This window comes from Halococcus qingdaonensis (assembly GCF_024508235.1).
GTDB lineage: Archaea > Halobacteriota > Halobacteria > Halobacteriales > Halococcaceae > Halococcus > Halococcus qingdaonensis.
Window position 1 is genome coordinate 357,791 of sequence record NZ_CP101943.1, and the last position, 24,921, is coordinate 382,711.

Annotated in this window: 34 protein-coding genes; 15 read left to right on the forward strand and 19 right to left on the reverse strand. The window is 65.0% G+C overall.

The window, feature by feature from the left end; translation table 11 throughout:
- Window positions 1-17: 17 nt before the first annotated feature.
- From fer to NO363_RS01840, 5 genes are all read right to left on the reverse strand, one after another.
- Complete coding sequence (gene fer / locus NO363_RS01820; RefSeq protein WP_256686433.1) at window positions 18-671, reverse strand: ferredoxin Fer; 654 nt, start codon at window positions 669-671, stop codon at window positions 18-20.
- A gap of 87 nt (window positions 672-758) precedes the next feature.
- Window positions 759-1,586: a nucleoside phosphorylase gene (locus tag NO363_RS01825; RefSeq protein WP_256686435.1), complete on the reverse strand. Its 828-nt coding sequence runs from the start codon at window positions 1,584-1,586 to the stop codon at window positions 759-761.
- Window positions 1,583-1,978 carry a cytidine deaminase gene (gene cdd, locus NO363_RS01830; RefSeq protein WP_256686436.1) on the reverse strand — a complete coding sequence of 132 codons (396 nt, stop codon included), beginning with the start codon at window positions 1,976-1,978 and terminating at the stop codon, window positions 1,583-1,585. Before cdd ends, NO363_RS01825 begins: the two co-directional genes overlap by 4 nt.
- Before the next feature lie 71 nt (window positions 1,979-2,049).
- Window positions 2,050-2,328: a UPF0058 family protein gene (locus NO363_RS01835; RefSeq protein ID WP_256686438.1), complete on the reverse strand. Its 279-nt coding sequence runs from the start codon at window positions 2,326-2,328 to the stop codon at window positions 2,050-2,052.
- 149 nt (window positions 2,329-2,477) lie between these two features.
- Entirely contained in the window at window positions 2,478-2,693 is a 216-nt protein-coding gene (locus tag NO363_RS01840; RefSeq protein ID WP_256686440.1) for a DUF7120 family protein, read from the reverse strand.
- Window positions 2,694-2,948: 255 nt separating this feature from the next.
- Here NO363_RS01840 and NO363_RS01845 point away from each other — a divergent pair, with 255 nt between their 5' ends.
- Together NO363_RS01845 and menD are read left to right on the forward strand one after the other, a co-directional pair.
- Window positions 2,949-4,289 (forward strand): isochorismate synthase, encoded by a 1,341-nt coding sequence (locus NO363_RS01845; protein ID WP_256686442.1) that lies wholly within the window; start codon window positions 2,949-2,951, stop codon window positions 4,287-4,289.
- Window positions 4,286-6,052, forward strand: a complete 1,767-nt coding sequence (gene menD / locus NO363_RS01850) for a 2-succinyl-5-enolpyruvyl-6-hydroxy-3-cyclohexene-1-carboxylic-acid synthase (RefSeq protein ID WP_256686444.1) — start codon at window positions 4,286-4,288, stop codon at window positions 6,050-6,052. The genes NO363_RS01845 and menD overlap by 4 nt, the downstream gene beginning before the upstream one ends.
- Before the next feature lie 2 nt (window positions 6,053-6,054).
- Here menD and NO363_RS01855 read toward each other — a convergent pair whose 3' ends face one another.
- From NO363_RS01855 to NO363_RS01870, 4 genes are read right to left on the reverse strand one after another with little or no spacing between them, the layout of a single operon-like run.
- A complete protein-coding gene (locus tag NO363_RS01855; RefSeq protein ID WP_256686446.1) occupies window positions 6,055-6,732 on the reverse strand; it encodes an ABC transporter permease in 678 nt (225 codons plus the stop codon).
- The gene (locus tag NO363_RS01860) at window positions 6,729-7,742 is read right to left on the reverse strand and encodes an ABC transporter ATP-binding protein (RefSeq protein ID WP_256686448.1); all 1,014 of its coding nucleotides are present in this window, start codon (window positions 7,740-7,742) and stop codon (window positions 6,729-6,731) included. The genes NO363_RS01855 and NO363_RS01860 overlap by 4 nt, the downstream gene beginning before the upstream one ends.
- Window positions 7,739-8,452, reverse strand: coding sequence for an ABC transporter permease (locus NO363_RS01865; RefSeq protein ID WP_256686450.1), 714 nt, complete (start codon window positions 8,450-8,452; stop codon window positions 7,739-7,741). Before NO363_RS01865 ends, NO363_RS01860 begins: the two co-directional genes overlap by 4 nt.
- The gene (locus NO363_RS01870) at window positions 8,449-9,387 is read right to left on the reverse strand and encodes a glycine betaine ABC transporter substrate-binding protein (RefSeq protein ID WP_256686451.1); all 939 of its coding nucleotides are present in this window, start codon (window positions 9,385-9,387) and stop codon (window positions 8,449-8,451) included. Before NO363_RS01870 ends, NO363_RS01865 begins: the two co-directional genes overlap by 4 nt.
- Window positions 9,388-9,672: 285 nt before the next feature.
- On the opposite strand from NO363_RS01870, the gene NO363_RS01875 reads away from it, so the two are divergent.
- Window positions 9,673-10,560: a 1,4-dihydroxy-2-naphthoyl-CoA synthase gene (locus NO363_RS01875; protein WP_256686452.1), complete on the forward strand. Its 888-nt coding sequence runs from the start codon at window positions 9,673-9,675 to the stop codon at window positions 10,558-10,560.
- 404 nt (window positions 10,561-10,964) lie between these two features.
- Here the strand turns inward: NO363_RS01875 and NO363_RS01880 are convergent, their stop codons facing one another.
- Entirely contained in the window at window positions 10,965-11,885 is a 921-nt protein-coding gene (locus tag NO363_RS01880) for a GNAT family N-acetyltransferase (protein WP_256686453.1), read from the reverse strand.
- Window positions 11,882-13,150: a Glu-tRNA(Gln) amidotransferase subunit GatD gene (gene gatD, locus NO363_RS01885; protein ID WP_256686454.1), complete on the reverse strand. Its 1,269-nt coding sequence runs from the start codon at window positions 13,148-13,150 to the stop codon at window positions 11,882-11,884. The genes NO363_RS01880 and gatD overlap by 4 nt, the downstream gene beginning before the upstream one ends.
- Before the next feature lie 133 nt (window positions 13,151-13,283).
- Here gatD and NO363_RS01890 point away from each other — a divergent pair, with 133 nt between their 5' ends.
- Window positions 13,284-14,174 (forward strand): ribonucleotide-diphosphate reductase subunit beta, encoded by an 891-nt coding sequence (locus tag NO363_RS01890; protein WP_256686456.1) that lies wholly within the window; start codon window positions 13,284-13,286, stop codon window positions 14,172-14,174.
- A gap of 62 nt (window positions 14,175-14,236) precedes the next feature.
- Entirely contained in the window at window positions 14,237-14,719 is a 483-nt protein-coding gene (locus NO363_RS01895) for a DUF8526 domain-containing protein (protein WP_256686458.1), read from the forward strand.
- 47 nt (window positions 14,720-14,766) lie between these two features.
- On the opposite strand, the gene NO363_RS01900 is transcribed toward NO363_RS01895, so the two are convergent.
- From NO363_RS01900 to NO363_RS01915, 4 genes are all read right to left on the reverse strand, one after another.
- Window positions 14,767-15,090, reverse strand: coding sequence for a DMT family transporter (locus NO363_RS01900; RefSeq protein ID WP_256686459.1), 324 nt, complete (start codon window positions 15,088-15,090; stop codon window positions 14,767-14,769).
- A 238-nt stretch (window positions 15,091-15,328) separates the two neighbouring features.
- The gene (locus NO363_RS01905) at window positions 15,329-15,856 is read right to left on the reverse strand and encodes a hypothetical protein (protein ID WP_256686461.1); all 528 of its coding nucleotides are present in this window, start codon (window positions 15,854-15,856) and stop codon (window positions 15,329-15,331) included.
- A gap of 104 nt (window positions 15,857-15,960) precedes the next feature.
- On the reverse strand, window positions 15,961-16,638 hold the full coding sequence (locus NO363_RS01910) for an ArsR/SmtB family transcription factor (protein ID WP_256686463.1): 678 nt from the start codon (window positions 16,636-16,638) through the stop codon (window positions 15,961-15,963).
- A gap of 37 nt (window positions 16,639-16,675) precedes the next feature.
- Entirely contained in the window at window positions 16,676-17,245 is a 570-nt protein-coding gene (locus NO363_RS01915; protein ID WP_256686465.1) for a hypothetical protein, read from the reverse strand.
- A gap of 118 nt (window positions 17,246-17,363) precedes the next feature.
- On the opposite strand from NO363_RS01915, the gene NO363_RS01920 reads away from it, so the two are divergent.
- The 5 genes from NO363_RS01920 (at window position 17,364) to NO363_RS01940 (ending at window position 20,577) form a co-directional block, all read left to right on the forward strand.
- Window positions 17,364-17,507, forward strand: coding sequence for a hypothetical protein (locus NO363_RS01920; RefSeq protein WP_162832755.1), 144 nt, complete (start codon window positions 17,364-17,366; stop codon window positions 17,505-17,507).
- A gap of 48 nt (window positions 17,508-17,555) precedes the next feature.
- Window positions 17,556-17,906 (forward strand): DUF5802 family protein, encoded by a 351-nt coding sequence (locus tag NO363_RS01925; protein ID WP_256686466.1) that lies wholly within the window; start codon window positions 17,556-17,558, stop codon window positions 17,904-17,906.
- Window positions 17,907-17,967: 61 nt separating this feature from the next.
- Window positions 17,968-19,893, forward strand: a complete 1,926-nt coding sequence (gene thrS, locus NO363_RS01930) for a threonine--tRNA ligase (RefSeq protein ID WP_256686468.1) — start codon at window positions 17,968-17,970, stop codon at window positions 19,891-19,893.
- A 54-nt stretch (window positions 19,894-19,947) separates the two neighbouring features.
- Complete coding sequence (locus NO363_RS01935) at window positions 19,948-20,226, forward strand: hypothetical protein (protein ID WP_256686469.1); 279 nt, start codon at window positions 19,948-19,950, stop codon at window positions 20,224-20,226.
- A 186-nt stretch (window positions 20,227-20,412) separates the two neighbouring features.
- On the forward strand, window positions 20,413-20,577 hold the full coding sequence (locus NO363_RS01940; protein WP_256686471.1) for an FmdB family zinc ribbon protein: 165 nt from the start codon (window positions 20,413-20,415) through the stop codon (window positions 20,575-20,577).
- Here NO363_RS01940 and NO363_RS01945 read toward each other — a convergent pair whose 3' ends face one another.
- Genes NO363_RS01945 through NO363_RS01955 form a run of 3 tightly spaced genes read right to left on the reverse strand, consistent with a single transcriptional unit; the run spans window position 20,578 to window position 22,035 of the window.
- Window positions 20,578-21,585, reverse strand: coding sequence for a matrixin family metalloprotease (locus NO363_RS01945; protein WP_256686473.1), 1,008 nt, complete (start codon window positions 21,583-21,585; stop codon window positions 20,578-20,580).
- Window positions 21,586-21,604: 19 nt separating this feature from the next.
- Window positions 21,605-21,871: an HAH_0734 family protein gene (locus NO363_RS01950; protein ID WP_256686475.1), complete on the reverse strand. Its 267-nt coding sequence runs from the start codon at window positions 21,869-21,871 to the stop codon at window positions 21,605-21,607.
- 56 nt (window positions 21,872-21,927) lie between these two features.
- The gene (locus tag NO363_RS01955; RefSeq protein ID WP_152420480.1) at window positions 21,928-22,035 is read right to left on the reverse strand and encodes a C2H2-type zinc finger protein; all 108 of its coding nucleotides are present in this window, start codon (window positions 22,033-22,035) and stop codon (window positions 21,928-21,930) included.
- Window positions 22,036-22,177: 142 nt separating this feature from the next.
- Here NO363_RS01955 and NO363_RS01960 point away from each other — a divergent pair, with 142 nt between their 5' ends.
- The 5 genes from NO363_RS01960 to NO363_RS01980 are packed head-to-tail and all read left to right on the forward strand — an operon-like array spanning window position 22,178 to window position 24,416.
- Window positions 22,178-22,459, forward strand: a complete 282-nt coding sequence (locus tag NO363_RS01960) for a 50S ribosomal protein L44e (RefSeq protein WP_004055622.1) — start codon at window positions 22,178-22,180, stop codon at window positions 22,457-22,459.
- A gap of 2 nt (window positions 22,460-22,461) precedes the next feature.
- On the forward strand, window positions 22,462-22,674 hold the full coding sequence (locus tag NO363_RS01965; protein ID WP_244701659.1) for a 30S ribosomal protein S27e: 213 nt from the start codon (window positions 22,462-22,464) through the stop codon (window positions 22,672-22,674).
- The gene (locus NO363_RS01970) at window positions 22,671-23,471 is read left to right on the forward strand and encodes a translation initiation factor IF-2 subunit alpha (protein ID WP_256686483.1); all 801 of its coding nucleotides are present in this window, start codon (window positions 22,671-22,673) and stop codon (window positions 23,469-23,471) included. The genes NO363_RS01965 and NO363_RS01970 overlap by 4 nt, the downstream gene beginning before the upstream one ends.
- Window positions 23,472-23,480: 9 nt before the next feature.
- Window positions 23,481-23,663 (forward strand): RNA-protein complex protein Nop10, encoded by a 183-nt coding sequence (locus NO363_RS01975; protein WP_256686485.1) that lies wholly within the window; start codon window positions 23,481-23,483, stop codon window positions 23,661-23,663.
- Window positions 23,664-23,666: 3 nt separating this feature from the next.
- Complete coding sequence (locus NO363_RS01980; RefSeq protein ID WP_256686486.1) at window positions 23,667-24,416, forward strand: proteasome assembly chaperone family protein; 750 nt, start codon at window positions 23,667-23,669, stop codon at window positions 24,414-24,416.
- Here the strand turns inward: NO363_RS01980 and NO363_RS01985 are convergent.
- Window positions 24,413-24,775 (reverse strand): DUF555 domain-containing protein, encoded by a 363-nt coding sequence (locus NO363_RS01985; RefSeq protein ID WP_256686488.1) that lies wholly within the window; start codon window positions 24,773-24,775, stop codon window positions 24,413-24,415. The genes NO363_RS01980 and NO363_RS01985 overlap by 4 nt on opposite strands.
- Window positions 24,776-24,921: the final 146 nt, after the last annotated feature.

The window sequence follows — 24,921 nt, forward strand, 5'->3', positions numbered from 1 at the left end:
TCCCTGCAGCGACTGCCTTAGTCGCTGGCGTGGGCCTGCTCGAACGGTCTGGGCGGCAGCCTGAGCTCGTCGAGTCCGGGCAGGTGTTTGATGTTGTAGATCACCTTCATCTCGTCGGTGAGCGGGATGCCGTTACAGGAGAGGCGAATCCCGTGGGCCTTCATCTCCGGCGGGAGGATCGTGTCGGCGGGCATCTCCAGCTCGCCTTCAACGACCGCGACCGCACAGTTCGCGCACGCGCCGCCGCGACAGGCGTAGGGCCACGCGAACCCGCGGTTCTCGGCGGCTTCGAGCAGCGACTCGCCCGGCTCGACGACGAACTTGCCGTGGTTGACCGGGTCGAGATCCGCGTCGCCCGCCTTCCCGAAGAGATCGCTGTCGCCGACGTCCCAGCCGTGATCGTCGAGCACGGCGTAGTTCAGATATTCGACGTGTGCGCCGTCCGGGCCGTCGTCCGGTTCGGGCTCGTCTTCGATCTCCTCTTCCTCGGGCGGTGCTTCGAGCTCGCGGCCGGCCTTGGCCGCCTCGTAAGCCGCCCGGACGCGCTGGAACTCCGCGGTCGATCCCCCGTGGTCGGGATGGGCCTCGATGATGCGCTCGCGGTAGGCTCTCCGGAGGTCGGCCTCGCTCGCGTCGGGGTCGATGTCCAAAACCTCGAACGGGGACGCCACACCGAATATACCGTACCCCGACTGAAAAGGATTCCCGATGCGGAACGGCGCTGTGGCCGCTCTGCCGGCCATCGAGCGCCCGCGTGATCAGTCGTCGCCGAGGCCGAGTCCGGGATACCAGCGATCGGCACCGGCCTCGCGCGCCCGCTCGTCCATCCGGGCGAGCAGCGCCGTCGCGAGACTCGCCGTCTCGGCCGCCCGGTTCTCGCCTTCGGTGCGGAACTCGCCGGTCGTCCGGTTGGCATATACTGTGCAGATCGCGCCCGCCCGGAGCCCGTAGAGGTTCGCGAGACTGAGGATCGCGCTCGATTCCATCTCGAAGTTGAGCACGCCGGCCTCGCGCAGCTCCTCGAAGCGCTCCTCGCTGCCGGCGGCCTCGAACCCCTCGAAGCCCGGCCGGCTCTGCCCTGCGTAGAAACTGTCGGTACTCGCGGTCACGCCGACGTGGTAGTTGTGGCCCAGTTCCTCAGCTGCGGCGACCAGCGCCGCCACGACGCGGTCGTCGGCGCTCGCCGGGAACTCCTCGCGGACGTACTCGTCGCTGGTTCCCTCCTGTCTGACGGCCCCCGAAGTGATGACGAGATCGCCGACGTCCATCTCGGGCTGGATCGCCCCGCAGGAGCCGACCCGGAGGAACGTCTCGCAGCCGACGCGTGCGAGCTCCTCGACGGCGATCGCCGCCGAGGGGCTACCGATACCCGTCGAGGTCGTGCTGATCGGCGCGCCGTCGTACGCGCCCGTCGCGGTGCGGAACTCGCGGTGTTCGGCGACGATCTCCGATTCGTCCCACTGGTTCGTGATCTTCTCGATGCGCTCGGGATCGCCCGGTAGCAACACGGTGTCGGCGACGTCGTCGGGAGCGACCCCGAGGTGATACTGCGTTTCGTCGTTCGGATCCTCGCTATCGCCGGTCATCGTCCTAACGTATCGGCCGAGATCGCGTCCGGCAGCAGCTCGCCGAGTCGGTACTCGCTCCTGGATTCGCCCTCGTCGCAGAGCACCCGGAGGTCGTCGTCGCAGAACTCCGAGAGGCTCTGGCGGCACATCCCGCAGGGAAGGACGCCGTCGCGCTCGGAGGAGGCGACCGCGAGGCGCGCGAAGTCGTGGTGGCCGTTCTTGACCGCTTCGGCGAGCGCGACCTCCTCGGCGTGGAGGCTGTTCGAGTAGTTGGCGTTCTCGATGTTGCAGCCGAGAAAGACCGTTCCGTCCGTCGTTTCGAGCGCTGCCCCGACTCGGTAGTTGGAGTAGGGGACGTGTGCGCTTTCCGTCGCGTCACGGGCGCGGGCGATGAGTTCGTCGTCGTCCATGCCCGTGGAGTCACTCGCGTGGCGTCAAATACCCACCGGGATTCGACGGCGCGTGACGGACTGCTGTCCTCTCAGAGCTTGCCTTCGGCGTCGGTGGCGAGCTCGCGCATGCGCTTGCCGATGCGGCCGGCGTCGGAGAACTCGTCGTCGCTCATCGCCTCGGCGAGGGCGTTGCCGAGGATGAAGACGGCGTGTTTGTGCTCGTTTTTCGATTTGTGAACGTCGTCGGGCGTGACGTCGAGCTCCTCGTAGGCCTCGAACAGCTCCGGGTCGACGTCCTCGCGGTTGTTGACGAATTCGGTGATCGTCACCATCTCCTCGTGGAGTTCGAGGAGTTCCTCCTTGTGCATATTGGGTATCTAGAGGAGTTCGGTCGGTTTAACGGTTGTCCTCACGACCGGCCTCACCGTCGGACAGCAGTACGGAACGATCGGCGTTCGATACCGTTTCGATGAATGGATCGTCGCGTCACGGGTTCCCGATCAGCTCCCCAAAAATATCAGAAGACGTACTCGTCTTCGTGGCCCATCATCCCGTCGTCTTCGAGGCCAGTGCCCTCTTCGTCGTCCATCGGTCCATTCGTCTGATATGCCCGCATTCCCGACGAGAGAAGCTCTTCGACCGCTTCCTGACGGTTGAGGAACTCCCCTTCCTCGACCATGCGCGCGATCTGCATTTCGAGCTGCTCCGGGATCGTGATCTCTACTTTAGCCATCGGAACACCGGGGCTTCGGTAGAGGGGTATTTAATTCTGACGGGGAAATTGGTTCGGCTGAGAACAACCTTTGCTTATAGAAAGCAAATAATAATTTCAATATCGCGATCAAAACTTCTTGTCTGTGGGTGAATAGTTCCCTGATCTCCACTGGTCGCGAACGGCTCATCGAAACGCACATCGGGCGAATCACGGCGGGAGCGCGCCCGAAACCGGAAGGACACGCTCAAGGGCCTCCCATCCCAACTATCCGTGATGGCACAGGCAGGACGTGAGGAGCAGCCGCCGGGCATCGGCGACGGACGGCTGGTGAGTCGCAGCCGCGAGATCGACGACTGTTCGTTCCGTGCGTTTCTCTCGGCACAGTCGTCTCCGCGGGTCTCGTGGGCGACGCCGGACGGCCTCGAACTCGTCGGTGGCGGCGCGGCGGCGGTCGTCCGTGCCGAGGGGACCGATCGCTTCGATACGCTCCGTGCGGACGCCACAGCGCTGTTCGACGACGTCGATGCCGACGGCCCGCCCGCCGCCCGCCCGCGCCTTCTCGGCGGGCTTGCCTTCGAGGCCGACCATACGCCCGCCCCGCCGTGGGAGGGGTTTCCGGCGGCGCTGTTCGTCCTGCCGCGCGTCCAGCTCACGCGTGCGAACGATCGGACGTGGCTGAGCGTCGCGTCCTACGACACCGACGCAACCTCCGAGAGCGTCGCTGAGCGTCTCGACACCGTCCACGAGACGATCGCCGATCTGCCGATGCTGCGCCCGAGCGGACAGCGACCGGGGATCGCCACCACCCGTCGACTGACTACCAACGCCGAGTGGACCGAAAGCGTCGAGCGCGCCGTCGCGTCGATCCGGAGCGGCGATCTCCGGAAGGTCGTCTTAGCCACCGCGCTCGACGTGACGCTCGATGCGCCGATCGACGTTCCCGACACGCTCGAACGGTTCCGGCGAACCTACCCCGAATGCTACCGATTTCTCGTCCAGCCGACGGAGGAGAAGGGGTTCTTCGGGCCGCCACCGGAGCGACTCGTCAGGATGGACGGCGACCACGTCGCCACCGAGGCGCTCGCGGGCTCGGTCGAGCGCGGCGACACGCCCGAGGAGGACGCCGAACTCGCGCGCTCGCTCGAAGCAAGCGACAAACTCGGCCACGAGCAGGCGCTCGTCACCGACACCATCCGCGAGCGCCTCGCTCCCTTTGGCACAGTCTGCGTCGGCGAGCGCGGGATCAAGCGTCTTTCCAACATCCAACACCTCCGAACGCCGATCACGGCGACGCTCGACGACGACAGCCACGTTCTCGATCTCGTCGAGGCGCTCCATCCGACACCGGCGGTCGGCGGTCTCCCGCCCGAGCGCGCCCGGTCGGTGATCCGCGAGACGGAACCGTTCGACCGTGGCTGGTACGCCTCTCCCGTCGGGTGGTTCGACGCCAGCGGCGACGGTGAGTTCGTCGTCGGCATCCGATCGGCGGTCGCTGGCGGCGACGACGCGACGCTGTTCGCGGGCGACGGCATCGTCGGCGACTCCGACCCCGCCGAGGAGTGGGCCGAGCTCGGGCCGAAGTTCCAGCCGGTGCTCGACGAACTCGACGAATGAATCGGGACTCGCGCTGGCCGAACCGGAACACGCTCTGGGCGGAGGTCTTCGTTTCCGAACTCGTCGCACAGGGCGTCTCGACGGTCTGTATCGCGCCAGGGAGCCGCTCGACACCGCTGACGGTCGCTTTCGCCGAGCATCCGGCGATCGAGGTTCTCTCCCATCTCGACGAACGCTCGATGAGCTTCCTCGCGCTCGGACGCGCCAAACGTACTGGGGAACTCGTCCCCGTGCTCTCGACGTCCGGCACCGCGACCGCGAACTTCCATCCCGCCGTCATCGAGGCGAACCAGGCACGCGTCCCGCTCCTGGTGCTGACCGCTGACCGCCCGCCCGAACTGCGCGACAGCGGCGCGAATCAGACGATCGATCAGCAGAAGCTGTACGGGTCGGCGGTCCGCTGGTATCACGAGCTGCCCGAACCCGAGGCGAACGGTCGCAAACTCCGCTCGCTGCGGGTGACGGTCGCCCACGCGCTCGCCGCCAGCACCGGCACGCCGCCCGGGCCCGTCCATCTGAACGTTCCGTTTCGCAAACCGCTCGAACCAACTCCCGTATCGGGCGACGTGCCCGACGACATCGCCGATACGGAGCCACTCGGCGCGACGGGACGCGACGGGCCGTTCGTCCACACCACCCAGGGTCGTCCCGTGCTCGACGATGCCACCGTCGATCGGGTTGCCGACGCGCTCGCGACCGACCGTGGCCTCATCGTCGCCGGCCCGAGCACGTCCCTCGACGCGTCGGCGATCGCTGCTCTGGCCGAGGCGACCGGCTTCCCGATCTGTGCCGACCCGCTATCTGGACTACGCTTCGGCCCGCACCGAACTGACGCCCTCGTCTGTGGCGGTTACGACTCATACCTCGATGCGGACGCGTGGCCCACACTGGAGATCGTGATCCGCGTGGGCGCATCGCCGACCTCGAAGGTTCTCAGACAGTATCTCCGCCGTTCGGTCCGCGAGTCGGATACCCGCCAGTTCGTCGTCGATCCCGCTGGCGAGTGGCGCGAGGCGACGTTCGTGGCGAGCGACCTGCTCGTTGCCGACCCGAACCGGCTCGCGCGCACACTCGCCGAGTGCGTCGAGACGAGCGCGAGCGACGAATGGCGCGAACGCTTCGCTGCGGCCGAACGACGCTACTGGCGACTCGTGGACGAAGCGAATAGTGAACAGTTCTTCGAGGGCACAGCTCTGAGAGACGTCTTCGCCGACGCCCCCGATCCCGCGACGGTGTTCCTATCGAACTCGATGCCCGTCCGTGACGCCGATCGCTTCGGCGCACCGCGCGACGCCGGGCTCACGGTGCTCGGTAATCGCGGCGCGAGCGGTATCGACGGCATTCTCTCCTCGGGGCTGGGTGCCGGCAGTGCGACCGACGAGCCACTCGTCGTCGTCATCGGCGACGTGGCCTACTACCACGACATGAACGGCCTGCTCGCGCTCTCGCGCTGCGATGTCGACGCCACGATCGTCCTTCTCGACAACGACGGCGGCGGCATCTTCCAGCTGCTGCCGATCGCCGAGTTCGATTCGGTGTTCGAACAGTTCGCCACTCCTCATGGACTCGATTTCGCGCCTACGGGCGAGCTGTACGGGTTCGAGTTCGTCCATGCCGACAACCGAGAATCGTTTCGGGACGCCTACCGAGCATCGCTCGACAGCGCCGGCACGCAGGTCATCGAACTCTCGTTCGACGCCGAACGGAGCCACCGCTACCGTGACGACGTACAGAAACGCGTTCTCGACGAGTTCAACGAGTAATCTCAGGCCGCCGCGGCGGTCCGGTCGCTTGCCGTCTCGGTGCCGAGTCGCCGCTGGGCCAGCCCGAGCAGTCCGTCGAGCGTGATCGCCAGCAGTGCCCCCGGGATCGCGCCCGCGAGCAGCTGCGTGGTGCTGAACAGTTTGATGCCGCCGATGACCCAGACGCCGAGCCCGCCACCGCCGATGAAGAAGGCGAGATAGGCCGAGCCGACATTGAGCACGACGCTCGTGCGGATGCCGGCGAAGATCACGGGGAGGGCGAGCGGCAGGCGGACCTTCCGGAGGATCTCCCAGTCGGTCATCCCCATCCCGCGGGCGGCGTCGACGGTGCTGTCGCTGACGCTCTCGATGCCCGCGATCGTGTTCGTCAGGATCGGCAGCAGCGAGTAGGCGAACAGGCCGACGACCGAGGGGAGAAAGCCCAGCCCGAGTATCGGGAAGGCGAGCGCGATGACCGCGAGCGTCGGCACCGTCTGAGCGACGTTGCCGAACCCGGAGACGATCGAATTCACTTGATCGTTGCGCGTCGCGGCGATCCCCAGGGGGACGGCGACGATGATCGCGAGTGCCTCCGAGACGAACACGAGCGTGAGATGCTCGCGCAGCAGCTCGAAGAACCGAGCCGAGTTCGCCAGCAGATACGCCCACGTCTCCGCGAGCAGGTTGATGAGATCGCTCATTCGCTCGCCGCCTCGATCTCGTCGGCGTGATAGCCTCTGATGTCCTCCTCGGTGACGACGCCGACGACCGTGGCGTCCTCGACGACCGGGAGCGCCCGCACGCCGGCCTGGATACACCGCGAGAGCGCGACCTGTGCGCTATCGCTCGGCGTGACCGGGATGAGCTCGCCGCCGTCGGCCATCACGGTGTCGGCGGGGTCGAACGCATCGACGACGTCCCGGTGTTCGTCGGGCACGTCCGTTCGCATGATCTCGCTGACCTGGAGCACGCGCAGCTGTTTCAGCGTGCGATCCGGCCCGATGAAGTCCTCGACGAACTTCGTCGCCGGCGCTTCGAGCATCGCCGACGGCGTGTCGTACTGGACGAGCTCGCCGTCGTTCATCATGGCGATCTTGTCGCCCATCTTCAGCGCCTCGTTGATGTCGTGGGTAACGAAGATGATCGTGGTGTCGATCTCCTCCTGGATGTCGAGGAACTCGTCCTGGAGGTTCTCGCGAGTGATGGGGTCGAGCGCGCCGAACGGCTCGTCCATCAACATGACGTCGGGCCCGGCCGCGAGTGCGCGGGCGACACCGACGCGCTGCTGTTGGCCGCCCGAGAGCTCGCCCGGATAGCTGTCCCGATACTCCTCGGGCGGGAGCCCCATCAGATCGAGCAGTTCGTCGACCCGCTCGTCGGTGTGGTCGTCGTCCCAGCCCTTGAGCTCGGGCACCGTGGCGACGTTTTCGGCGATCGTCATGTGGTCGAACAGCCCGATGTCCTGGATGACGTAGCCGATCTGCCGGCGGAGCTCCGTCGCCGGTAGCTCCTGGATGTCGGTCCCGTCGTAGTAGACCGTCCCCTCGGTCGGCTCTTCGAGGCGATTGACCAGCTGCATCGTCGTCGTCTTCCCGCAGCCGGAGGGACCGACGAGGACCGTGGTCGTCCCTTCCTCGACCTCGAAGCTGAGGCCGTTGACCGCCTGTGTACCGTCGCTGTACTGTTTGTGAACGTTGTCGAACTCGATCATTGGAGTTGTGTGCGGATTGCGTCGAGCAGTCGTGTCGTGTAGGTCGGTTCGAGGTCCTCGCCGTTACGCAGGCGGAGACCACGTTCGGTCACGGCAAACAGGTAGTCGAAGGCCAGCGCCAGCACCGAGACCAACACCGTAGCGACGACGATCATCGCCGTGTTGCCCTGATTGATGCCGTAGAAGATGAAAAAGCCGAGCCCGGGGCCGCCGATGAACGCGCCGATGGCTGCAAGCCCCACCAGCAGGACGACGGCGTTTCTCACCCCGGCCATCACGACCGGGAGCGCCACGGGCAGGCGAACGCGCCAGAGACGTTCGAACCGGTTCATCCCGAGACCCGTGCCGGCCTCGATGGCAGCGGGGTCGACCCCCGTGACGCCGAGGTAGGTGTTTCTGATGACTGGCAGCTGTGAGTACGCCACTAACGCGACGATCACCGGCGGCGTCCCGATACCCAAGATGGGGACGAGCATCCCGAAGAAAGCGATCGAGGGGATCGTGAGCAGTATGCTGGCGATCCAGAGCACGACCGTCGCCGCGCGCTCGTTGTAGCTGATGGCGATCCCGAGTACGATGGCAATCGGCAACGCGATCACCAGCGTCTCGACCGCGAGGATGATGTGCTCGCCGAACAGCCGCAACAGACGGTCACTGTTGTCGGCCGTGAACTGGACGAGCGAATCGAAAAACGAAACGACGCCGCTCATATCAACCCCTCCGAGCGAAGGTACTGCCGCGCGACCTTCTGGGGGTCTTGCTTTTCGATCTGCACCTTCTTGTTGAGGTCAACGATCTTCTCGTAGGTCAGCGTCGGCCCGATGGCGTTCAGCGGTTCACGGATCTGGGGTTTCTCTTCGACGATGTCGTTGGTGATCGGTGCCGGATTGTATGTCGGGAAGAAGCTCTTGTCGTCTTCAAGTACCTTCAGGTTGTACTGGCGGAGCTGCGGGTTGGTGGTGAACCCCATCCCGATAACAGCCCGTGTGCTATCGATTATCTGGTAGGTGAGCGACGAACTGGCGGTACGAGTGTTGAGATTCGAGGCGGCCTTCTCGAACCCGTACCGTTTGATCATTCCCGGCCAACCATCGTCTCGTTGGGAGAACGAAATACCGAGCACGACCGGCGCGCTCAGTTGGTTGTTCTTGACGTATTTTGCGAAGTCGCTGATGGTTTTTACCCCCGTTTTCTCTATCCATTCCGGTTCGGCGATGAGGGCGTAGGTGTTGTTGAACGGGGCCGGATTCAGCATCGTCAGTCCGTAGTTGCGCTGCATCGACTGCTTGACCTTCCGAAAGAGTTTCTCCGGTTTCGAGATGATCTTGTCCCGTTTGGGCGGGAAGAGCGCCCACGCCGTCCCGGTGTACAGCCAGAACAGATCGGTCTCGTCGCTTCTGACTGCCCGGAAGTTCATCGGGTCACCACCGAGGGAGGTCTCGTCGATCACGGACAGATCGGTGTTTTTGCGAAGGGATTCGATGGCCATGTAGCTCAACAGGACCCCCTCCGGGAACCGCTGTGAACTCACCGTCACGGCGTCGGTGTTGGCACCGAGAACGGCCGTACAGCCTGCGGTCGCGCCCATGCCGGCCGTCGCGGCCGTCGCGCCGCCGTATTTGAGAAAGTCGCGTCGTGTGGTCACGTTCTATCCTCCGCGATCCGTTTCGACAGCGCCTGCGCGCTGGATGGACGGTTCTCTGGGTTGTCTGGATGCATCGAGTGCATGTATCGCTGTGGCGCTGGGATAACACGGAGTCGGACACTTAGTCTCTTGGCTTGCCAGTGCGCATGTGTGCCACACAACCGCGAGTTGCCGAACAACTCCGGCAGTGACGATACGCCACAAGTCGGTCGGCCGCTCACGTAACGTTACCGCCGCCACCGCCCGACTACCAAGGTTTTTCGCTCATCCGGGCGCAGTACCGGTATGGTTTCGGCACTGTTCGACCCCGACCGCTGGCGATCGATCGATCGGTTCGACTTCACGGATATCACCTACCACCGGGCCACCGAGTCGGGGGCCGTGCGCATCGCCTTCGATCGCCCCGCGGTACGCAACGCCTTCCGCCCCAAAACCGTCGACGAGCTCGCGACGGCGCTCGACCACGCCAAACGCCAGACCGACGTCGGCTGCGTGCTGCTGACCGGCAACGGTCCCTCGCCGAAGGACGACGGCTGGGCCTTCTGCTCGGGCGGCGATCAATCGGTCCGTGGCGGCTCCGGCTACGAATACGACGGGAGCGAGGGCGACAGCGAGAACACCGGCCGGCTCCACATCCTCGAAGTCCAGCGCGCGATCCGCCACCTCCCGAAACCCGTCGTCGCGGTCGTCCCCGGCTGGGCGGTCGGCGGCGGCCACTCCCTCCACGTCGTCTGCGATCTCACCATCGCCAGCCGGGAGCACGCGAAATTCCTCCAGACTGACCCCGACGTCGCGAGCTTCGACGGTGGCTTCGGCTCCGCCTATCTCGCCAAACAGATCGGCCAGAAGAAAGCCCGCGAAGTGTTCTTCCTCGGGAAAACTTACGACGCCGACGAAGCCGCCGAGATGGGCATGGTCAACGAGGCAGTCCCGCACGACGAGCTCGAAGCCACGGCTCTGGACTGGGCCGACCGGATCAACGGCAAATCACCGACCGCCATCCGCATGCTCAAATACGGCTTCAACGCCACCGACGACGGCATGGTCGGCCAGCAGGTCTTCGCCGGCGAAGCCACTCGCCTGGCCTACATGACCGACGAAGCGCGAGAGGGCCGGGAGGCGTTCATGGACGGTCGCGATCCCGAGTTCGAGGACGTTCCCTGGTATTACTAGGACCCCACTTTTTTGCTGCGAGGGGTCGCGCTCGCTCACTACGTTCGCTCGCTTGACCCCCACTTGCAAAAACCTGGACTAAAAACTCCCGCTCGCTCCCTCGCTACGCTCGGTCACTCACGGCGAACCGCGCTCGTGGTTCGAAAGACGCGGAGCGTCTTTCGTCATCACGAGAGAGCGAAGCTCTCTCGAACGACTTCGCTCGCGCGGATGCTATCCATTCTCCGCACAGCACCGCCGAAGCCCTCGGCCCGCTTCGCGGGCCTCGCCCTTCATCCACCAGGAGAGCTTGCTCTCCTGAGCCTCCGCTCGCGTCGCTCGCCGAGACGCCGGGCGAAGCAAAGGACTGCTCGCTCACCTGCGGCTCGCTCGTGGTAGTTTCGCGAGCGGACTGACGTACGAGTTCAGGAGAGATCAGCTTCGAGTACGAAATCAGGCTCGCCACTCACCCCGACGCGGGCGGCCGCGGCGTCCGAGACGTGCCGCGACGTCTCGGGGATCAACACTCGCGTGCGGTCGGCATCCAGTTCGGCGGCATCGGCGCTGATCGCGTCGAACAGGGCGCGAGCGGCATCGAGATCATCCCACGCGCCGACACCGTACTCGGCCCAGTGTTCGCGTTCGCCGTCCTGCTCGCGCTCGTAGTCGCGCACCCGATGGGCCATCCCCCGGGTGCCATCCGCTTCCTGGACGGCGAACACCTGCGTTTCGTCGGCCGCCCGGCGCAGGCGCTCGCGGGTGAGTTCCGAGACGGCCCACGACTCGTTCCCGTCGAGAACGAGTCCGTCCAGAGCGTCGCGTGCCGCCGAGCGCTGCCAGTAGCCCCAGGCATCGTCGGGCGCGTCGATCACGTCGTAGTCCGACCCCCTTCTACTACGATTCGACTCGGATTTGGGCTCAGGATGCGCCCAGCGGAACTCTGTCCGTGGATCGAACCCAGCGGCGCGCGACCCGCCCAGTCCGGCCACGTTCCACGAGAAGACCATATTCCGACAAACGGCTGCTCCGTGCTCGCGCGCCCACGCGAACAGCGCGTCGTTCAGTTTCGTGCTGAGACCCGCCCCGCGGTAGTCGGGGTTGACGCGCATCCCCTGGGCCCACGCCTCGTGCCCGGAGAGCAGCACGCCCTGACAGATGCCCGCGATGTCGTCGCCGGCGTCGGCGACGAACGTCCGCTGGCGATCGCCGTCGCTCGCGACCCACTCGTGATAGACGTCCGGGATGTAATCGCTCGCCTCGCGATTGGCCCACGTCCCGCGGGTGAACTCCACGACCGCCTCGTAATCCTCTCGGCGAGCCTGTCGGATGTGGATGCCCGTACTCACTGCACACGACCCCCGTCGGCGAGGCTCTCGGCGGGCACCGATCGCTCGGTGCACTCGCCGGCCAGCGACGTGCTCATCGCCCCGGCGACGTCGTCCTCGTTCGCCAGCGCCCACATCAGCTTCACCTTTGCAGTGCCGGACAGGGTGTCCTCGGCCTCGACCACGCCCGCATCGAGCAGGTCGCGCCCGGTGTCGTAGACCCGATCGCAGACCCGCCCCGAGAGACACTGGCTCGTCATCACGACCGTCGTCCCCCCATCGATCAGCTCCTCGATCCGCGGTATCCAGTCGGTGTGGACGTGACCTAACCCTGTGCCTTCGAGGACGAGTCCCGCACTCCCCTCGACGACGTCGAGGAATCGTTCGCTCGTGCCGGGCGTGAACTTCACCAGTTCGACGTCGGTTTCGAGCGCCGATGCGATGGCGAGGTCAACTGTGCCGCGCTCGCGATACTCCTCGTAGACGCTCACTTCGTCGGCCTCGTAGTCGACGTGACCGAGCGGCGTCCCGTCGATGGTTTCGAAGGCGTCACGGCGCGAGGTGTGGTTCTTCCGCACGCGGGTTCCCCGGTGAAGCGCACACCGGTCGTCGGAATCGCTCGCGTGCATGCAGACCATGACCTCCGCACAGTCGCTCTTGGCCGCCTCGACCGCACAGACGGCGTTCATCACGTTGTCCGAGGAGGGTCGGTCGGCCGAGCGCTGGCTGCCCGTAAAGACCACTGGGACCGGCGTATCGAGCATGAACGCGAGCGCGCTCGCCGAGAACTGCATCGTGTCCGTACCGTGCATCACGACCACGCCGTCGGCACCCGCTTCGATCTCTTCGTGGACCGCCTGGGCCAGCTCCTGCCAGACGTCGGGAGTCATGTTCTCCGAGAGGATGTTCGCCACGACCCGCCCGCGGTAGTTCGCCCGCCCCGCGAGATCGGGCACCGCCTGGAGCACGTCCTCGGCGTCGAACCGCGCCGTCACGGCTCCCGTTCGGTAGTCGACCGTCGAGGCGATCGTGCCACCCGTCGAAACGAGCGCGATCGTCGGCAGTTCCTCGTCGAGCGCCACCTCCGAGGACTCGCTCGCGTCCGCGCCGCCGACGTCGTGGACACCAACCTCGACGACCTCGATCTCGCTTCCCTCTCTATCGATACCGACGTTGTAGCCACCGTCGAGTTTGAGCACGGCGCGCTCGGCCGTCGTGGCGGGCATGAGAACGCCCTCGTGGGTCCGTCCCTCGCGCGTGAGACGGACGCGATCGCCCGGATTCATACCCCGACTACCGCCCTCGCGGACTTCAATTCGTCCTTCCGCCGATCGCGCCACTGAACCGCATATCGATATATAAATATCCTCGTCGAACCGGCGGGAGCTTCATGAGTCGGTGGCGTGTATCTCACACGAGATGTCGGGGACCGAACCGCCGATGCAGATCGACACCGACGCACGAACGTACCGCTACTACCGTCACGCCGTCGAGAAACACTGGGATCCCCACGAGATCGATCTCACAGCCGACCGTGCTGCGCTGGCCGATCTCGACGAGGTCGGTTTCGAGGGGCTCAAGCGTGCGCTCGCGCTGTTCGGTGCTGGCGAGGACGCCGTCGCCGAGGACCTCGCGCCGCTGTCGGTCGTCCTCGACGATTTCGAGGATCAGCTGTTCATCACGACCCAGCTCTACGAGGAGGCCAAACACGCGGACTTCTTCGATCGGTACTGGCGCGAGGTCATTCACCCGGCCGAGGACGACCGCGGTGCGGAGCGCAGCTCGCCGGCTGACGAACGGTGGTTCTCCGACGAATACGACGAACTGTTCGAGCGCAACGAGCGCGCGATGGCACGGCTACTCGACGACGACACGCCGGAAAACCGTGCGAAGGCGTACTCACATTACCACATGACTGTCGAGGGAATTCTCGCTCAAACTGGCTATTACGGCCTCACCCGCCAGTTCGATACCGACACCTACCCCGACGTACCGCACCTGCCGGGGCTCGTCGAGGGGCTCACCTCGATTCGCAGCGACGAGGGTCGCCACGTCGGCTTCGGCATGGCGAAACTCAAGGAGCTCGTCGAAAGCGAACGGGTCGATGCGTCGGTCATCGAGGACACCGTCGGCGAGTTGCTCCCGCTGGTGCAGGCGTCGATCCCCGACTACGAGAGCGACGAACCAGGTATCGAGCCGAACGAACTCGTCGAATACGCCACCAGCAAACACGGCCAGCGCATGCAGCAGATCACCGCCGCGAGCGATGCGATCCCCGACGTCGACGAACTGACCGCGCTCGGCGACTGAGGGGTCACGATCGAACCGATCGACAGGGAAAGGTCCATGTCGTTCGGGGCACACGTTCCCGTATGGCCGACCGTGCCGGCGAACAAACGACGACCCGCGACACCGACGAGCTGCTCGCGGAGGTCGAGACCACGGCCGAGGCGGTCGACGACGAACCGGCGACGGCGAGCGACGGCCCGACGCTGCGCGAGCGCGTGCAGGAACTGTTCTCGCCGCGGGTCTTTCTGGTCGCGCTCGTGCTTACCGGCGTCGGCGTCGCTCTCGGCGGGTTCGTCCCGATCCTCGGCGCGATACTCAGATACGTCGGCGTCTTTTTCGCGGCCTTTGCACTCGGCGCGGCGAGCGAGCGCCGCCACTACGTCGAAGCCGGTCTGGCTGGTGCGCTCGTGCCCGCCCTCGGCACGCTGCTCGATTACTTCGCACTGACGATCGGCGGAGTCGGAGCTCCGGTCATCGCTGTCGCCGCCGGCGTCGGACTGCTCGCCGGACTCGTCGGTCACTACTTCGGACGTGATCTGCGTGACGGGCTGACGCGCGAACTGTAGTGCGCACTTCGCCAAACCGGACGACCCGTCGAGGCCGTGGGAGAGCCTCAATGGCCCGTAACCTCTAGTCCGACGACGCCAGCGACGATGAGACCGATGAACCCGAAGCGGGCGATGCTCGAGGCCTCGTCGAACAGAACGACGCCCAGAATGGCTGTCAGGGCGGCTCCAATGCCCGTCCAGACGGCGTAGGCCGTTCCGATCGGGAGCGACTGTACGGCTCTGGCCAGCAACACGACGCTGATAGCCATCGAAATCACCGTCGCGACGCTGGGGACGAGTTCCGTGAAGCCGTCCGAGAGTTCGAGACCGAGCGCCCAGCCGGTTTCGAAGATCGCTGCAACGACGAGGTACAGCCACGCTGAGACCATCATAAAGGCATGCGAACCCGGGCGCATAGCGGTTGCGGAATCGGACCCGCGGGATGGTCGACTACTGCAGACGCTCCTTCTCTGCTTGCAGACACTCACCGCCGATCCGTCATTCGACGGTCCACTGTCCGTCTTCATGATGGACGAGATCGTTCGTCGCCAGAAGACCGAGTGTGTCCCCAACGACTGTCGCCGGCCTCCTTACGGCACGTAATTGACAGTTGCAGTAGAGGTTAATTTAGCTCGTCGGAGACATCGTGTCAGCGCTCATCTCGTCTGGCTCGGGCGGCGAGGCATTATCCCGTGAGAAGTGACCGAACGCTGCACCAGCGAATATACTGACCATAACAGGTAGCGAGACGGTGGCGAATAGACGCAGAACCATCGCGGTCGTCACAAGCACAGTGAACGCACTGACCTTCCCGAGAATGAAGGCTCCAACGCCTACCGTCCATAGCAGAACGAGCGGAACCGTCGTTCCGGCGACGACTGCACCACAGAACTGTCGATACTCGTTGCTGAGATCGAGTTGTCGGATCACGGAATAGCCGAACCCGATCGCGAGGACCACCATCAGCAGCGCTCCGATGACATCCATTCCATAGCTATACAGTGTTACTGTCTCCCCGATCGTTCCAAACGTGGGTAGCCAGCCCGGTAGCGGCTGCTCGAACAGACTCTCTAGAAGAATCTCCGGTACGATCTTGACGGCCGCACCGATGATCCCAATAACCCCAGCAAGTACAGCAATACGTTTGCTCTCCATAACAGAACTACCGTCTGTTCTGTAATAAATACTAGTGGCGGTTCGATGTATTTAGTTCTCTGTACGCAGCTACTCCCCTGCTTGATGTTTTTCCCGCCGATCCGTCATTCGACGGTCCACTGTCCGTCTTCACGATGGACGAGGTCGTTCGTTGCCAACAGATCGAGCGCGTCCTCGACGATCGCCAGCGGGACGCCCAGCCGTTCGGCGATCGCGTCGGCGGTATCGGTGCCGGTCTCGATGGCACCGAGAACCTCCGCACAGAAGCGCGCGTCGCCGTGCTCGGCGATCCCGTCACCGTTCAGTCGGTCCTGGAGGCGGTCGGTGAGCGTGTCGTGTAGCGCTGCCAGCCGGCCTTGCACCCAGCGCTGGGCCAGTGAGAGCTCGTCTTCCAGTCGCTCGAACCGACGGAGATCGGCGGCGAGCTCGGCGAGATCGCTCGTCTCCGTTCGCGAGACGTCGATGGAGACGTACCGACAGGTCGTGAGATCGAGGCTCGAACTCGCCGGATAGGCGCTTTTGGCACCGAACTCGTACGGCGAGACGTTCACCTCCAGTCTGAGGTTGCGCGCGATGCGGAAGTACTTCCGCCGGCCGTCGTCGACATGGCTCTCGACCAACCCTGCCTCCTCCAGCTTCCGGAGGTGGTCGATGACGGCCTTCGGGCTCACGCCGAGCGAATCGCTGATCTCGGTGACGTAGAACGGCCGCTGGGCGAGCAATCGGAGGATGCGTCGGCGGTTCTCGTTGCCGAGAAGGTCGAGCAGCGCCGCGGAGTCCATTCACTTACGGTTAGTGCCCGAGGCGTAAAACGTTGTCTTAGCGGTCGGTTCGATCGCTCGTTCGCGTGTCCATCGTTCCGGGGGTTCGTCCGGGGGTTTGCGCACTCCCGTTGCTTGCCGTCGGAACCGCCGAAAGGTTCTCGACGCGCTGGCCGAGCCGGTCGAGCGACGATGCGTTCACGCCCTCGCTCGTCGCGGTCGTCTTCGCCTCGCTGATGGCGGTGCTGAGGGCGTCGTGGTCGGCAGTGAGGCGTGCTCTCCGTGCTCGGTGGCTGGCGGAGCCGTTCGCTTGCGTCCGGAACGCTTCGATACGGGTCGCGAGCCTGTCGAGGCGCACGCTGAGTGTCGCCGCGCGCTTGGCGACGAGCGCCTCCCTGCGCGATTGGTTCTCGGCAGTCTCGAAGGCTGCAACCCACATGCCCGAATCGACCGAGCCGTTGGCCGTGGCGACGCCGCGCTGCATGAACACCGAGACGTCGCGGCCGACGTCCTCGGTCGCGGTGTGAGTGGTCGTTTCGGTCGCTCCGAGCTGTGGTCCGACACCGACGCCCACGAGTCCACAGAACAGTATCGACACGAGAACGACCGCGACGGCGTTCGTGTTCACTGACTGTCGTTCGGGGGTCGAGCAGTAAAAGCGCGCTGGCCGTCCGTGCCTCGGTCCGACTGTATCCATCGGTTGGGCCGCCCGAAACTACAAGTGGTTTCCTGTGGTACGACAAGACATGGCTCGTTGCCCACACTGTGAGGCCGATATCAGCACCTGGACGGAGCGACTCCAGCAGGCCAGCGCCGCAAGCACGCCGAAGGTCTGGACCTGTCCCGAGTGTGACGTCGTGCTCGGCATCTCCGATTGGGGGCACGACTGAGGCCGCGGAAACGCTTATCCCTGGGTGTGTGGTAGTAGTACACACAGCATGTTCGAACGGTTCTCGCGCGGCTACTACGTCGGCCGGCTCTCCATCGAACCCACCCCCGACGCGGAGACGGGCGCGTTCATCCAGCGCGCCACCCACGAGCGGCTCAACGAGCAGCTGTACGCCGCCGGCGAGGGGATCGAACGGACCGACCTGCCGCTGGTGATGAAGCTCGAAACGAGCCACTTCGCCGTCGACGGCGACAGCGGCGTGCCCCAGGACACGCTCTGGGTGCCCGAATCACTGCTCGCCGAGACCCGCATCGAGACGCCGCCCACTCTCCGGGAGGTGTTCCTCGCCAAGGCCGACCGCGCCGCACAGCTGTTGCGCCTCTCCGGGCAAGCGGTCTGAGGCGCTGCGACGGAGGCGTCGTCTCAACAGGCTTATCCCCCGCGTGGAACCTATCGGTGCCATGAGCGATGTCGTCGTGACGCTGCCGGACGGCTCCGAACTGCAGGTCGAGCGCGGCTCGACGGTCGAAGACGTGGCCCACGAGATCGGTCCTGGACTCGGCCGCGATACGGTCGCGGGCGTGGTCGATGGCGATCTCGTCGCCGCCGCCGAACCGATCGAGACGGACATCGATCTCGAAATCGTCACCGACCAGTCCGACGAGTATCTCGACGTGCTCCGCCACTCGGCAGCGCACGTTTTCGCGCAGGCGCTCGGCCGTCTCCGTCCTGCTGCGAAACTCACCATCGGGCCGTGGACCGACGACGGCTTCTACTACGACATCGCGAACGTCGATCTCGACGAGGACGACCTGGCCGCGATCGAGGCCGAAGCCGAGGAGATCATCGCGGCCGACCTCCCTATCGAGCGCGTCGAACGCCCGCGCGCGGAGGCGATCGAGATCTACGACGACAACCCGTTCAAGAGCGAAATCCTCGAAACCGAGGCCGCCGGCGAGGACCCCGTGAGCTTCTACGAGCAGGGCGACTTCTTCGATCTCTGTCAGGGGCCACACGTCGACTCGACGGGCGAGATCGGCGGCTTCTCGCTGCTCGAAACCTCGGCGGCGTACTGGCGTGGCGACGAGGACAACGAGACGCTCACGCGGGTGTACGGGACGGCGTTCCCGACCGAGGACGGGTTGGCGGAATTCCTCGAACGGCGCGAACAGGCCAAGGAACGCGATCACCGCAAGATCGGCCAGGAGATGGATCTCTTTAGCGTGCCCGAACACTCGCCCGGCTGTGTGCATTTCCATCCGAACGGCATGGCGATGCGCCGTGAACTCGAAGACTACATTCGGACGAAAAACGACGAGTTGGGCTACGAGGAGGTTTGGACGCCCGAACTCAACAAGGCCGAGCTCTGGAAGCCGACGGGTCACTACGAGAACTTCACCGAACAGGGTGAGATGTTCAACTGGGAGCAGGACGACACCGAGTACGGCCTGAAGCCGATGAACTGCGCGAACCACGCCTACCTCTACGGCCGCGAGCGCCGTTCCTACCGGGACCTCCCGATCCGCTACTCCGAGTTCGGCACCGTCTATCGCAACGAACAGTCCGGCGAGCTCTCGGGTATGCTTCGCGTGCGCGGGATGACCCAGGACGACGGTCACGCGTTCGTCCGCCGTGACCAGATCCGCGATGAGATCACCCATACCCTCCAGATCATCGAGGAAATCTACAGCGACGCCGATCTCGACGTGCTCTACAAGATCGAGACGAAGGGTGACAACGCCATCGGTAGCGACGATATCTGGAGCGATGCCACCGATGCGCTGCGGGAAGCACTCGAATCCGAAGGGCTGGACTACGAAATCGAAGACGGTGAAGCCGCCTTCTACGGCCCGAAGATCGGTCTGAATGCCCTCGACGCGCTCGGGCGCGAGTGGACCATCGGGACCGTGCAGGTTGACTTCAACATACCCGAACGCCTCGATCTGAGCTACGTCGGCGAGGACAACGACGAGCACAGGCCGGTGGTCGTCCACCGTGCGCTGCTCGGCAGTTTCGAGCGGTTCATGGGCGTACTCATCGAGCACTTCGGCGGCGACTTCCCGCTCTGGCTCGCGCCCGAGCAGGTCCGGATTCTCCCGGTGAGCGACGACAACATCGCCTACGCGCAGTCGGTCGCCGACGACCTCGACGGCTTCCGCACCGAGGTCGAGACGCGTTCGTGGACGGTCGGGCGCAAGATCCGTGCGGGCCACGACGACCGAGTGCCGTACATGCTGATCGTTGGCGACACCGAGGAGGCGGACGGGACGGTGTCGGTCCGCGACCGTGCCGAGCGCGAGCGCGACGGGGTCTCGGTCGAGGCGTTCGGCGACCATCTCGAACGCGAACGCGACGAGAAACTGACCTCGCCGGCGTTTCTCGACTGAACTTACTCCTTTTCGCCGCCGAAGGGTCAAGACCGAGCGCGCCGGAGGATCACCATGGGCGAGTGCGCCATCTGCGAGCGCTCCGTCGAGACGACGCGACACCATCTGACGCCGCAGAACCGTAAGGAAAGCCCGATCGCCAGGATCTGTGATCCCTGCCACCGCCAGATCCACGCCGTCTTCACCAACCACGAACTGAAACAGCGGTTCAACACCGTCGCCGACCTCAAAGAGAGCGAGGAGATGCAGAAGTTCACGTCTTGGATTCGGAAGACGGACAAGGAAGCCGTCCACGTCGACGAATCGAAACACGTCCGTGACTGGCGCGGGTAGCCATCGTGGCTGCCTCGTGTAAGTGGTGACGGGGGAAAGAAGGAGGATATCGGGAGCGGGAGTGGGAAGCCACGAACGACTCGATGACGAGAGAATGACAATCTATATCAATTGGACGAATGATGTGACGAATCAGACAAAGTATTTACCGCTTGTGGCCGATGGTCGAATGGGAGTGGCCTGCGGATGAGCTATTTCGAACGACTCAACCGGTATATCGGACGGGAGGACAGCGAGGGGACCGAATACGTCTGCCGAGACTGTGCTTCGGGCTTCGACGAACGCTGGCAGGTCTGTCCGGAGTGTGGGAGCTACTCGGTTCGGCGGCGCGAGTGGGGCTCGGTGCGGTAGCTAGCGCCACCAGTCGCCCCGGCGCTCGTCGTGACCCGTCGTTTCGCGCAGCACCGGCGGGTAGGCCGATTCGTTCTCGATACCGAAGCCGAGCGCGAGCCACCGCGCGACGTGCCAGCCGACGGCGTCGGCGTCGAGATCGCTGTAGACGATCTCCAAGCGCGTGTACGTCTCGAGCGCGCCGTCGCCGTCGCTGTCGCTGCCGAAGACCGAGCCACACGAGCCCGCGCCGGGGCCACAGGGCGAGCGCTCGGCGGTGCGGATCACGACGTCGGCGTTCTCGAAGCGAGAGACGACGCGAAAGGAGACGTTTTTCGGGACGTGGCCCTCCGCACCGCGGTCGTAGTAGTCGAGCGCGTGGTCGATCCCCTCGCGTTCGGCCGCCGAGACCCCATCGGCGACGAAGACGGAGAGGGTCGAATCGTTCCACGCGAGCGCGCGCTCGCTGGCGTTCGGTTTCGGCAGACTCGTCAGCGTCGTGTGTGTCGCCATCAGCTCGCGCGGCGGATCGCCGTGGCCGAGCCCGAGCGCGTGACCGAACTCGTGTTCGAGCACGCGCACCGTCGAGTTCGCCGAGAGGTTGTCGAGCGCGCGCACTCCGACCGTCTCGCCCGTCTGTGACGGCGACGTGATCTCGGGCGCGCAGCCGGCGGCGCTCTCGACCTCGCCACAGCGATCGATCCGCGGCACGAACGACACACGGATGTCCGGATCGCTCTCGTTCGCGACGAACGTGACGTTCACCGAGTAGTTCAGATAGCGCTCGCCGCGTGTCTCCCAGTAGTCAGCGGCGTCGGCGACCAGCGGTGCGAACGACCGCCCGGAGTCGGTGGCCGCCACGGCCACGGTGATGTTTCGGTCGCCGTAGGGGTTGTCGGGATCGCCCGCGTAGCCAGCGAGGCTGTCGGGCAGCGACCGCTCGCTGAGACCGATACAGCCGGCCGAAACGACGAGCGTGGCGACGACGAGCACCGACAGAACGGTCGTCCGGCGGTTCGTCCCTCTCACGCTTGGTTCACGGGCGCGCTCAGATGGTGAGTTCGCCCTTGCGCTGGAGCACCTCGACGGACTCGGCGTCGACGGCCTCGACGTCGAGATGCATCGGGATGAACTGGCGGCGCTCGTAGGTCTCGGTTTCGTCTTCCGTGCCGACGGTACACCACAGCTGCGGGCGATCGGGGCCGTGCCACTCGCCCTGCTTGCTGATGCCGAAACAGACGAGCTCCTCGCCGTCGTGTTCGATGATGCCCCCTTTCCGGACGTCGGGGTCGCCGTTGATGATGAGCCGCTTCATGACTGAACGTCAGCCGACACGAACCTAAGCGCTTCGGACGGACATGGGAGGTCGGTTCAGGCCATTCCTTGCTCGGGATGTTCTTCGGCCATGTGTTCGTTGAGTGATTCCTCGCTTCCGAACGATTCATTACAGATACGACAGCTTATGTCTGGTGAACTCATCGTTCGTACAACGCCGCGACCGACAAAAACGCTTTCACTGGCAAACGACGGGTCCCGATCGGGTGAGCCGACGCCATCGCGGCCGGGTCCCGCCAGACCAAACGGGTTTTATCCGCCCGCCCGTTACCGACGCGCAGTAGCTATGCAGATACCACGCCGGTTCAACACGTACTGTCCGAACTGTCACGAACATCACGAACACGAGGTCGAGAAGGTCCGTAGTGGTCGCGAGACCGGGATGAAGTGGATCGACCGACAGCGCGAGCGGGGCACGTCGGTCATCGGCAACGCCGGCAAGTTCTCGAAGGTGCCGGGTGGGGACAAACCCACGAAGAAGACGAACCTCAAATACCGCTGTGGCGAGTGCGGCAACGCTCACCTGCGCGAAGGCTGGCGTGCCGGCCGCGTCGAATTTCAGGAGTAATCATGCCCGGGAACTTCTACACCGTCCGCTGTCCGGATTGCGAGAACGAACAGGCCGTCTTCGGCAAGGCCGCGAGCACGGTCCCGTGTGCGGTCTGTGGGACGACGCTCGCCACACCCACGAGCGGCAAGGCCGTCTTCGAGGGCGAGGTCCTCGACACCGTCGAGCGCCGCGAACGGACCGACACCATCGCGGGTGAATCAGAGGCCCAATGAAATACAGCGGCTGGCCGGATCCGAGCGAGTTGGTGGTCGGAAAGGTCGACGAGATCACCGACTTCGGCGTGTTCGTCGATCTCTCCGAATACGAGGATAAACGCGGTCTCGTCCACATCTCCGAGGTCGCCTCGGGCTGGATCAAGAACGTCCGCGATCACGTGAGCGTCGGCCAGACGGTGGTCGCGAAGGTGCTCGACGTCGACGAGGGCTCCCAGCAGATCGACCTCTCGCTCAAGGACGTCAACGATCACCAGCGCTCGGAGAAAGTCCGCGAGTGGAAATCCGAACAGAAGGCCGACAACTGGATGACGATCGCCTTCGGCGAGGAGATCTCCGACGAGCAGTACGCCACGGTGGCCAACGAGTTCCTCGCCGCGTTCGGTTCGCTCTACGACGGGTTCGAGGAGGCCGCCATCCACGGCACGGAGGCGCTCGCCGACACCGATCTCTCGGACGAGGAGATAGACGCCATCGTCCAGACCGCCCGCGAGAACGTCTCGGTGCCGTACGTCGAGGTCTCCGGCTACGTCGATCTCGAAAGCCCGGACAGCGCCGGTGTCGACGTCATTCGCGATGCGCTCCACGCCGCCGAGGGTAACGGCGAGATCCCCGAGGAAGTCGATCTCGACGTCACCTACGTCGGCTCGCCCGAATATCGCATCCGCGTGCAGGCACCCGATTACAAGATCGCCGAGCGCGAGCTCGAAGCCAGCGCCGACCGCGCGGCGGCCAACATCGGCGATCACGGTGGCACCGCCGATTTCCACCGTGAACGCCGCAGCGACGACGAGTAATCCGTCGCGATGAAAGCCGCCATCCACGTCTGTGAGGCGTGGGAATCGACTCACGACCGACCGATCTACACCCTCGGCGCTACCTGTCCCGACTGCGGCGGTCCGGCGGTCAACAGCGCGCCAGCGCCCTACAACCCTGAGGACCCATATGGCGAGTACCGACGCGCTCTTAAGCGCCGCGACGCGGATTGAGCCATGGACGAATTCGACGTCGAGACGCTCGCGGAGCCGGAGCTCGCCGAGCCAGTGCTCGTCGAGGGGCTGCCCGGCGTGGGCCACGTCGGCAAGCTCGTCGCCGAGCACCTCTTGGAGGAACTCGACAGCGAGCTCGTCGCGCGGGTCTATTCGGAGCATTTCCCGCCGCAGGTGAACATCGAGAACGGCCGTGCGAAGCTCGCATCGGCCGAGCTCCATGCGATCGAAGCCGACGGGCGGGACCTGCTCGTGCTCACCGGCGACCATCAGGCCCAGGACGCTGCCGGCCACTACCGGATGACGGATCTCTTTCTCGATCTCGCGACCGATCACGGGGCCGAGCGGGTGTTCGCGCTCGGCGGCGTGCCGACGGGCGAGTTGATCGACGAGTACGGCGTCATCGGGGCCGCGACGACCGACGAACTCGCCGAGGAACTCGAAACCGACGGTGTGGAGTTCCGTGAAGGCGAACCCGCCGGCGGGATCGTCGGTGTCTCCGGCCTGTTGCTCGGGCTGGGCGAGCGCCGCGATCTGCCGGCAGCGTGTCTGATGGGTGAGACAAGCGGCTATCTCGTCGATCCGAAAAGCGCGCGGGCGGTGCTCGAAGTACTTGAGGATCTCGTCGGGTTCGAGGTCGGCTTCGAGTCGCTCGAAGAGCGCGCCGACGAGATGGAGGAGGTCGTCCAGAAGATCCAACAGATGGAGCAGGGCCAGCAGGCCACCGACGACGACCTCCGGTATATCGGTTAGTTCTCTTCTTCTTCGACGTCGTGTTCGATGACCTCGACGATATCGAGGGGCACGTCTCTGAGTGCGCCGCCGACCTCGCTTTTGGCGATGCGCTGTGCGTGTTCGCGGCCGTCGGCATTGAACACCTCGATTTCGAGCACCAGCCCCACGAGCGCCGTGCCTGCGGCGACGAACGCCGAGTCGAACGGTTCGCCACAGGCCGGACAGCCGGTCGCGCCGACGTCGACCTCGACGTAGGACTTATCCTCGTCGTTCAGTCGCTTGCCGGCCTCGCTGACCGCGACGCCGATGGCGTCGTCGATGCTGTCGACGTCACGAACCAACCACGCCGCCTCCATCGCAACGAGATAATCTGCCATGCGTTACGCTGGGGCCCCAACGTGTCGTACCTTGTGGTTTCCCGCGCACGTGAACGCGAACTCATCGATAGGTTATGCCGACGAACGTCCTGGGTCGTCGGTCGCCCTGCCCTCTATCGACGCATTCGCGCTCCGAATTGTGTCCG

What these genes read in the sequence shown, in the direction of transcription:
- gatD (WP_256686454.1), bottom strand. Translation starts at nt 13,150, where the DNA reads ATGAATCCGGGCGATCGCGTCCGTCTCACGCGCGAGGGACGGACCCAC.
- NO363_RS01970 (WP_256686483.1), top strand. Translation starts at nt 22,671, where the DNA reads ATGAAATACAGCGGCTGGCCGGATCCGAGCGAGTTGGTGGTCGGAAAG.
- NO363_RS01855 (WP_256686446.1), bottom strand. Translation starts at nt 6,732, where the DNA reads ATGAGCGATCTCATCAACCTGCTCGCGGAGACGTGGGCGTATCTGCTG.
- NO363_RS01925 (WP_256686466.1), top strand. Translation starts at nt 17,556, where the DNA reads ATGTTCGAACGGTTCTCGCGCGGCTACTACGTCGGCCGGCTCTCCATC.
- NO363_RS01965 (WP_244701659.1), top strand. Translation starts at nt 22,462, where the DNA reads ATGCCCGGGAACTTCTACACCGTCCGCTGTCCGGATTGCGAGAACGAA.
- NO363_RS01940 (WP_256686471.1), top strand. Translation starts at nt 20,413, where the DNA reads ATGAGCTATTTCGAACGACTCAACCGGTATATCGGACGGGAGGACAGC.
- NO363_RS01905 (WP_256686461.1), bottom strand. Translation starts at nt 15,856, where the DNA reads ATGGAGAGCAAACGTATTGCTGTACTTGCTGGGGTTATTGGGATCATC.
- NO363_RS01860 (WP_256686448.1), bottom strand. Translation starts at nt 7,742, where the DNA reads ATGATCGAGTTCGACAACGTTCACAAACAGTACAGCGACGGTACACAG.
- NO363_RS01845 (WP_256686442.1), top strand. Translation starts at nt 2,949, where the DNA reads ATGGCACAGGCAGGACGTGAGGAGCAGCCGCCGGGCATCGGCGACGGA.
- NO363_RS01900 (WP_256686459.1), bottom strand. Translation starts at nt 15,090, where the DNA reads ATGGTCTCAGCGTGGCTGTACCTCGTCGTTGCAGCGATCTTCGAAACC.
- NO363_RS01955 (WP_152420480.1), bottom strand. Translation starts at nt 22,035, where the DNA reads ATGAGTTCACCAGACATAAGCTGTCGTATCTGTAATGAATCGTTCGGA.
- menD (WP_256686444.1), top strand. Translation starts at nt 4,286, where the DNA reads ATGAATCGGGACTCGCGCTGGCCGAACCGGAACACGCTCTGGGCGGAG.
- NO363_RS01875 (WP_256686452.1), top strand. Translation starts at nt 9,673, where the DNA reads ATGGTTTCGGCACTGTTCGACCCCGACCGCTGGCGATCGATCGATCGG.
- NO363_RS01985 (WP_256686488.1), bottom strand. Translation starts at nt 24,775, where the DNA reads ATGGCAGATTATCTCGTTGCGATGGAGGCGGCGTGGTTGGTTCGTGAC.
- NO363_RS01980 (WP_256686486.1), top strand. Translation starts at nt 23,667, where the DNA reads ATGGACGAATTCGACGTCGAGACGCTCGCGGAGCCGGAGCTCGCCGAG.
- NO363_RS01835 (WP_256686438.1), bottom strand. Translation starts at nt 2,328, where the DNA reads ATGCACAAGGAGGAACTCCTCGAACTCCACGAGGAGATGGTGACGATC.
- NO363_RS01890 (WP_256686456.1), top strand. Translation starts at nt 13,284, where the DNA reads ATGTCGGGGACCGAACCGCCGATGCAGATCGACACCGACGCACGAACG.
- NO363_RS01935 (WP_256686469.1), top strand. Translation starts at nt 19,948, where the DNA reads ATGGGCGAGTGCGCCATCTGCGAGCGCTCCGTCGAGACGACGCGACAC.
- NO363_RS01865 (WP_256686450.1), bottom strand. Translation starts at nt 8,452, where the DNA reads ATGAGCGGCGTCGTTTCGTTTTTCGATTCGCTCGTCCAGTTCACGGCC.
- cdd (WP_256686436.1), bottom strand. Translation starts at nt 1,978, where the DNA reads ATGGACGACGACGAACTCATCGCCCGCGCCCGTGACGCGACGGAAAGC.
- NO363_RS01895 (WP_256686458.1), top strand. Translation starts at nt 14,237, where the DNA reads ATGGCCGACCGTGCCGGCGAACAAACGACGACCCGCGACACCGACGAG.
- NO363_RS01975 (WP_256686485.1), top strand. Translation starts at nt 23,481, where the DNA reads ATGAAAGCCGCCATCCACGTCTGTGAGGCGTGGGAATCGACTCACGAC.
- NO363_RS01920 (WP_162832755.1), top strand. Translation starts at nt 17,364, where the DNA reads ATGGCTCGTTGCCCACACTGTGAGGCCGATATCAGCACCTGGACGGAG.
- thrS (WP_256686468.1), top strand. Translation starts at nt 17,968, where the DNA reads ATGAGCGATGTCGTCGTGACGCTGCCGGACGGCTCCGAACTGCAGGTC.
- NO363_RS01840 (WP_256686440.1), bottom strand. Translation starts at nt 2,693, where the DNA reads ATGGCTAAAGTAGAGATCACGATCCCGGAGCAGCTCGAAATGCAGATC.
- NO363_RS01910 (WP_256686463.1), bottom strand. Translation starts at nt 16,638, where the DNA reads ATGGACTCCGCGGCGCTGCTCGACCTTCTCGGCAACGAGAACCGCCGA.
- NO363_RS01825 (WP_256686435.1), bottom strand. Translation starts at nt 1,586, where the DNA reads ATGACCGGCGATAGCGAGGATCCGAACGACGAAACGCAGTATCACCTC.
- NO363_RS01950 (WP_256686475.1), bottom strand. Translation starts at nt 21,871, where the DNA reads ATGAAGCGGCTCATCATCAACGGCGACCCCGACGTCCGGAAAGGGGGC.
- NO363_RS01960 (WP_004055622.1), top strand. Translation starts at nt 22,178, where the DNA reads ATGCAGATACCACGCCGGTTCAACACGTACTGTCCGAACTGTCACGAA.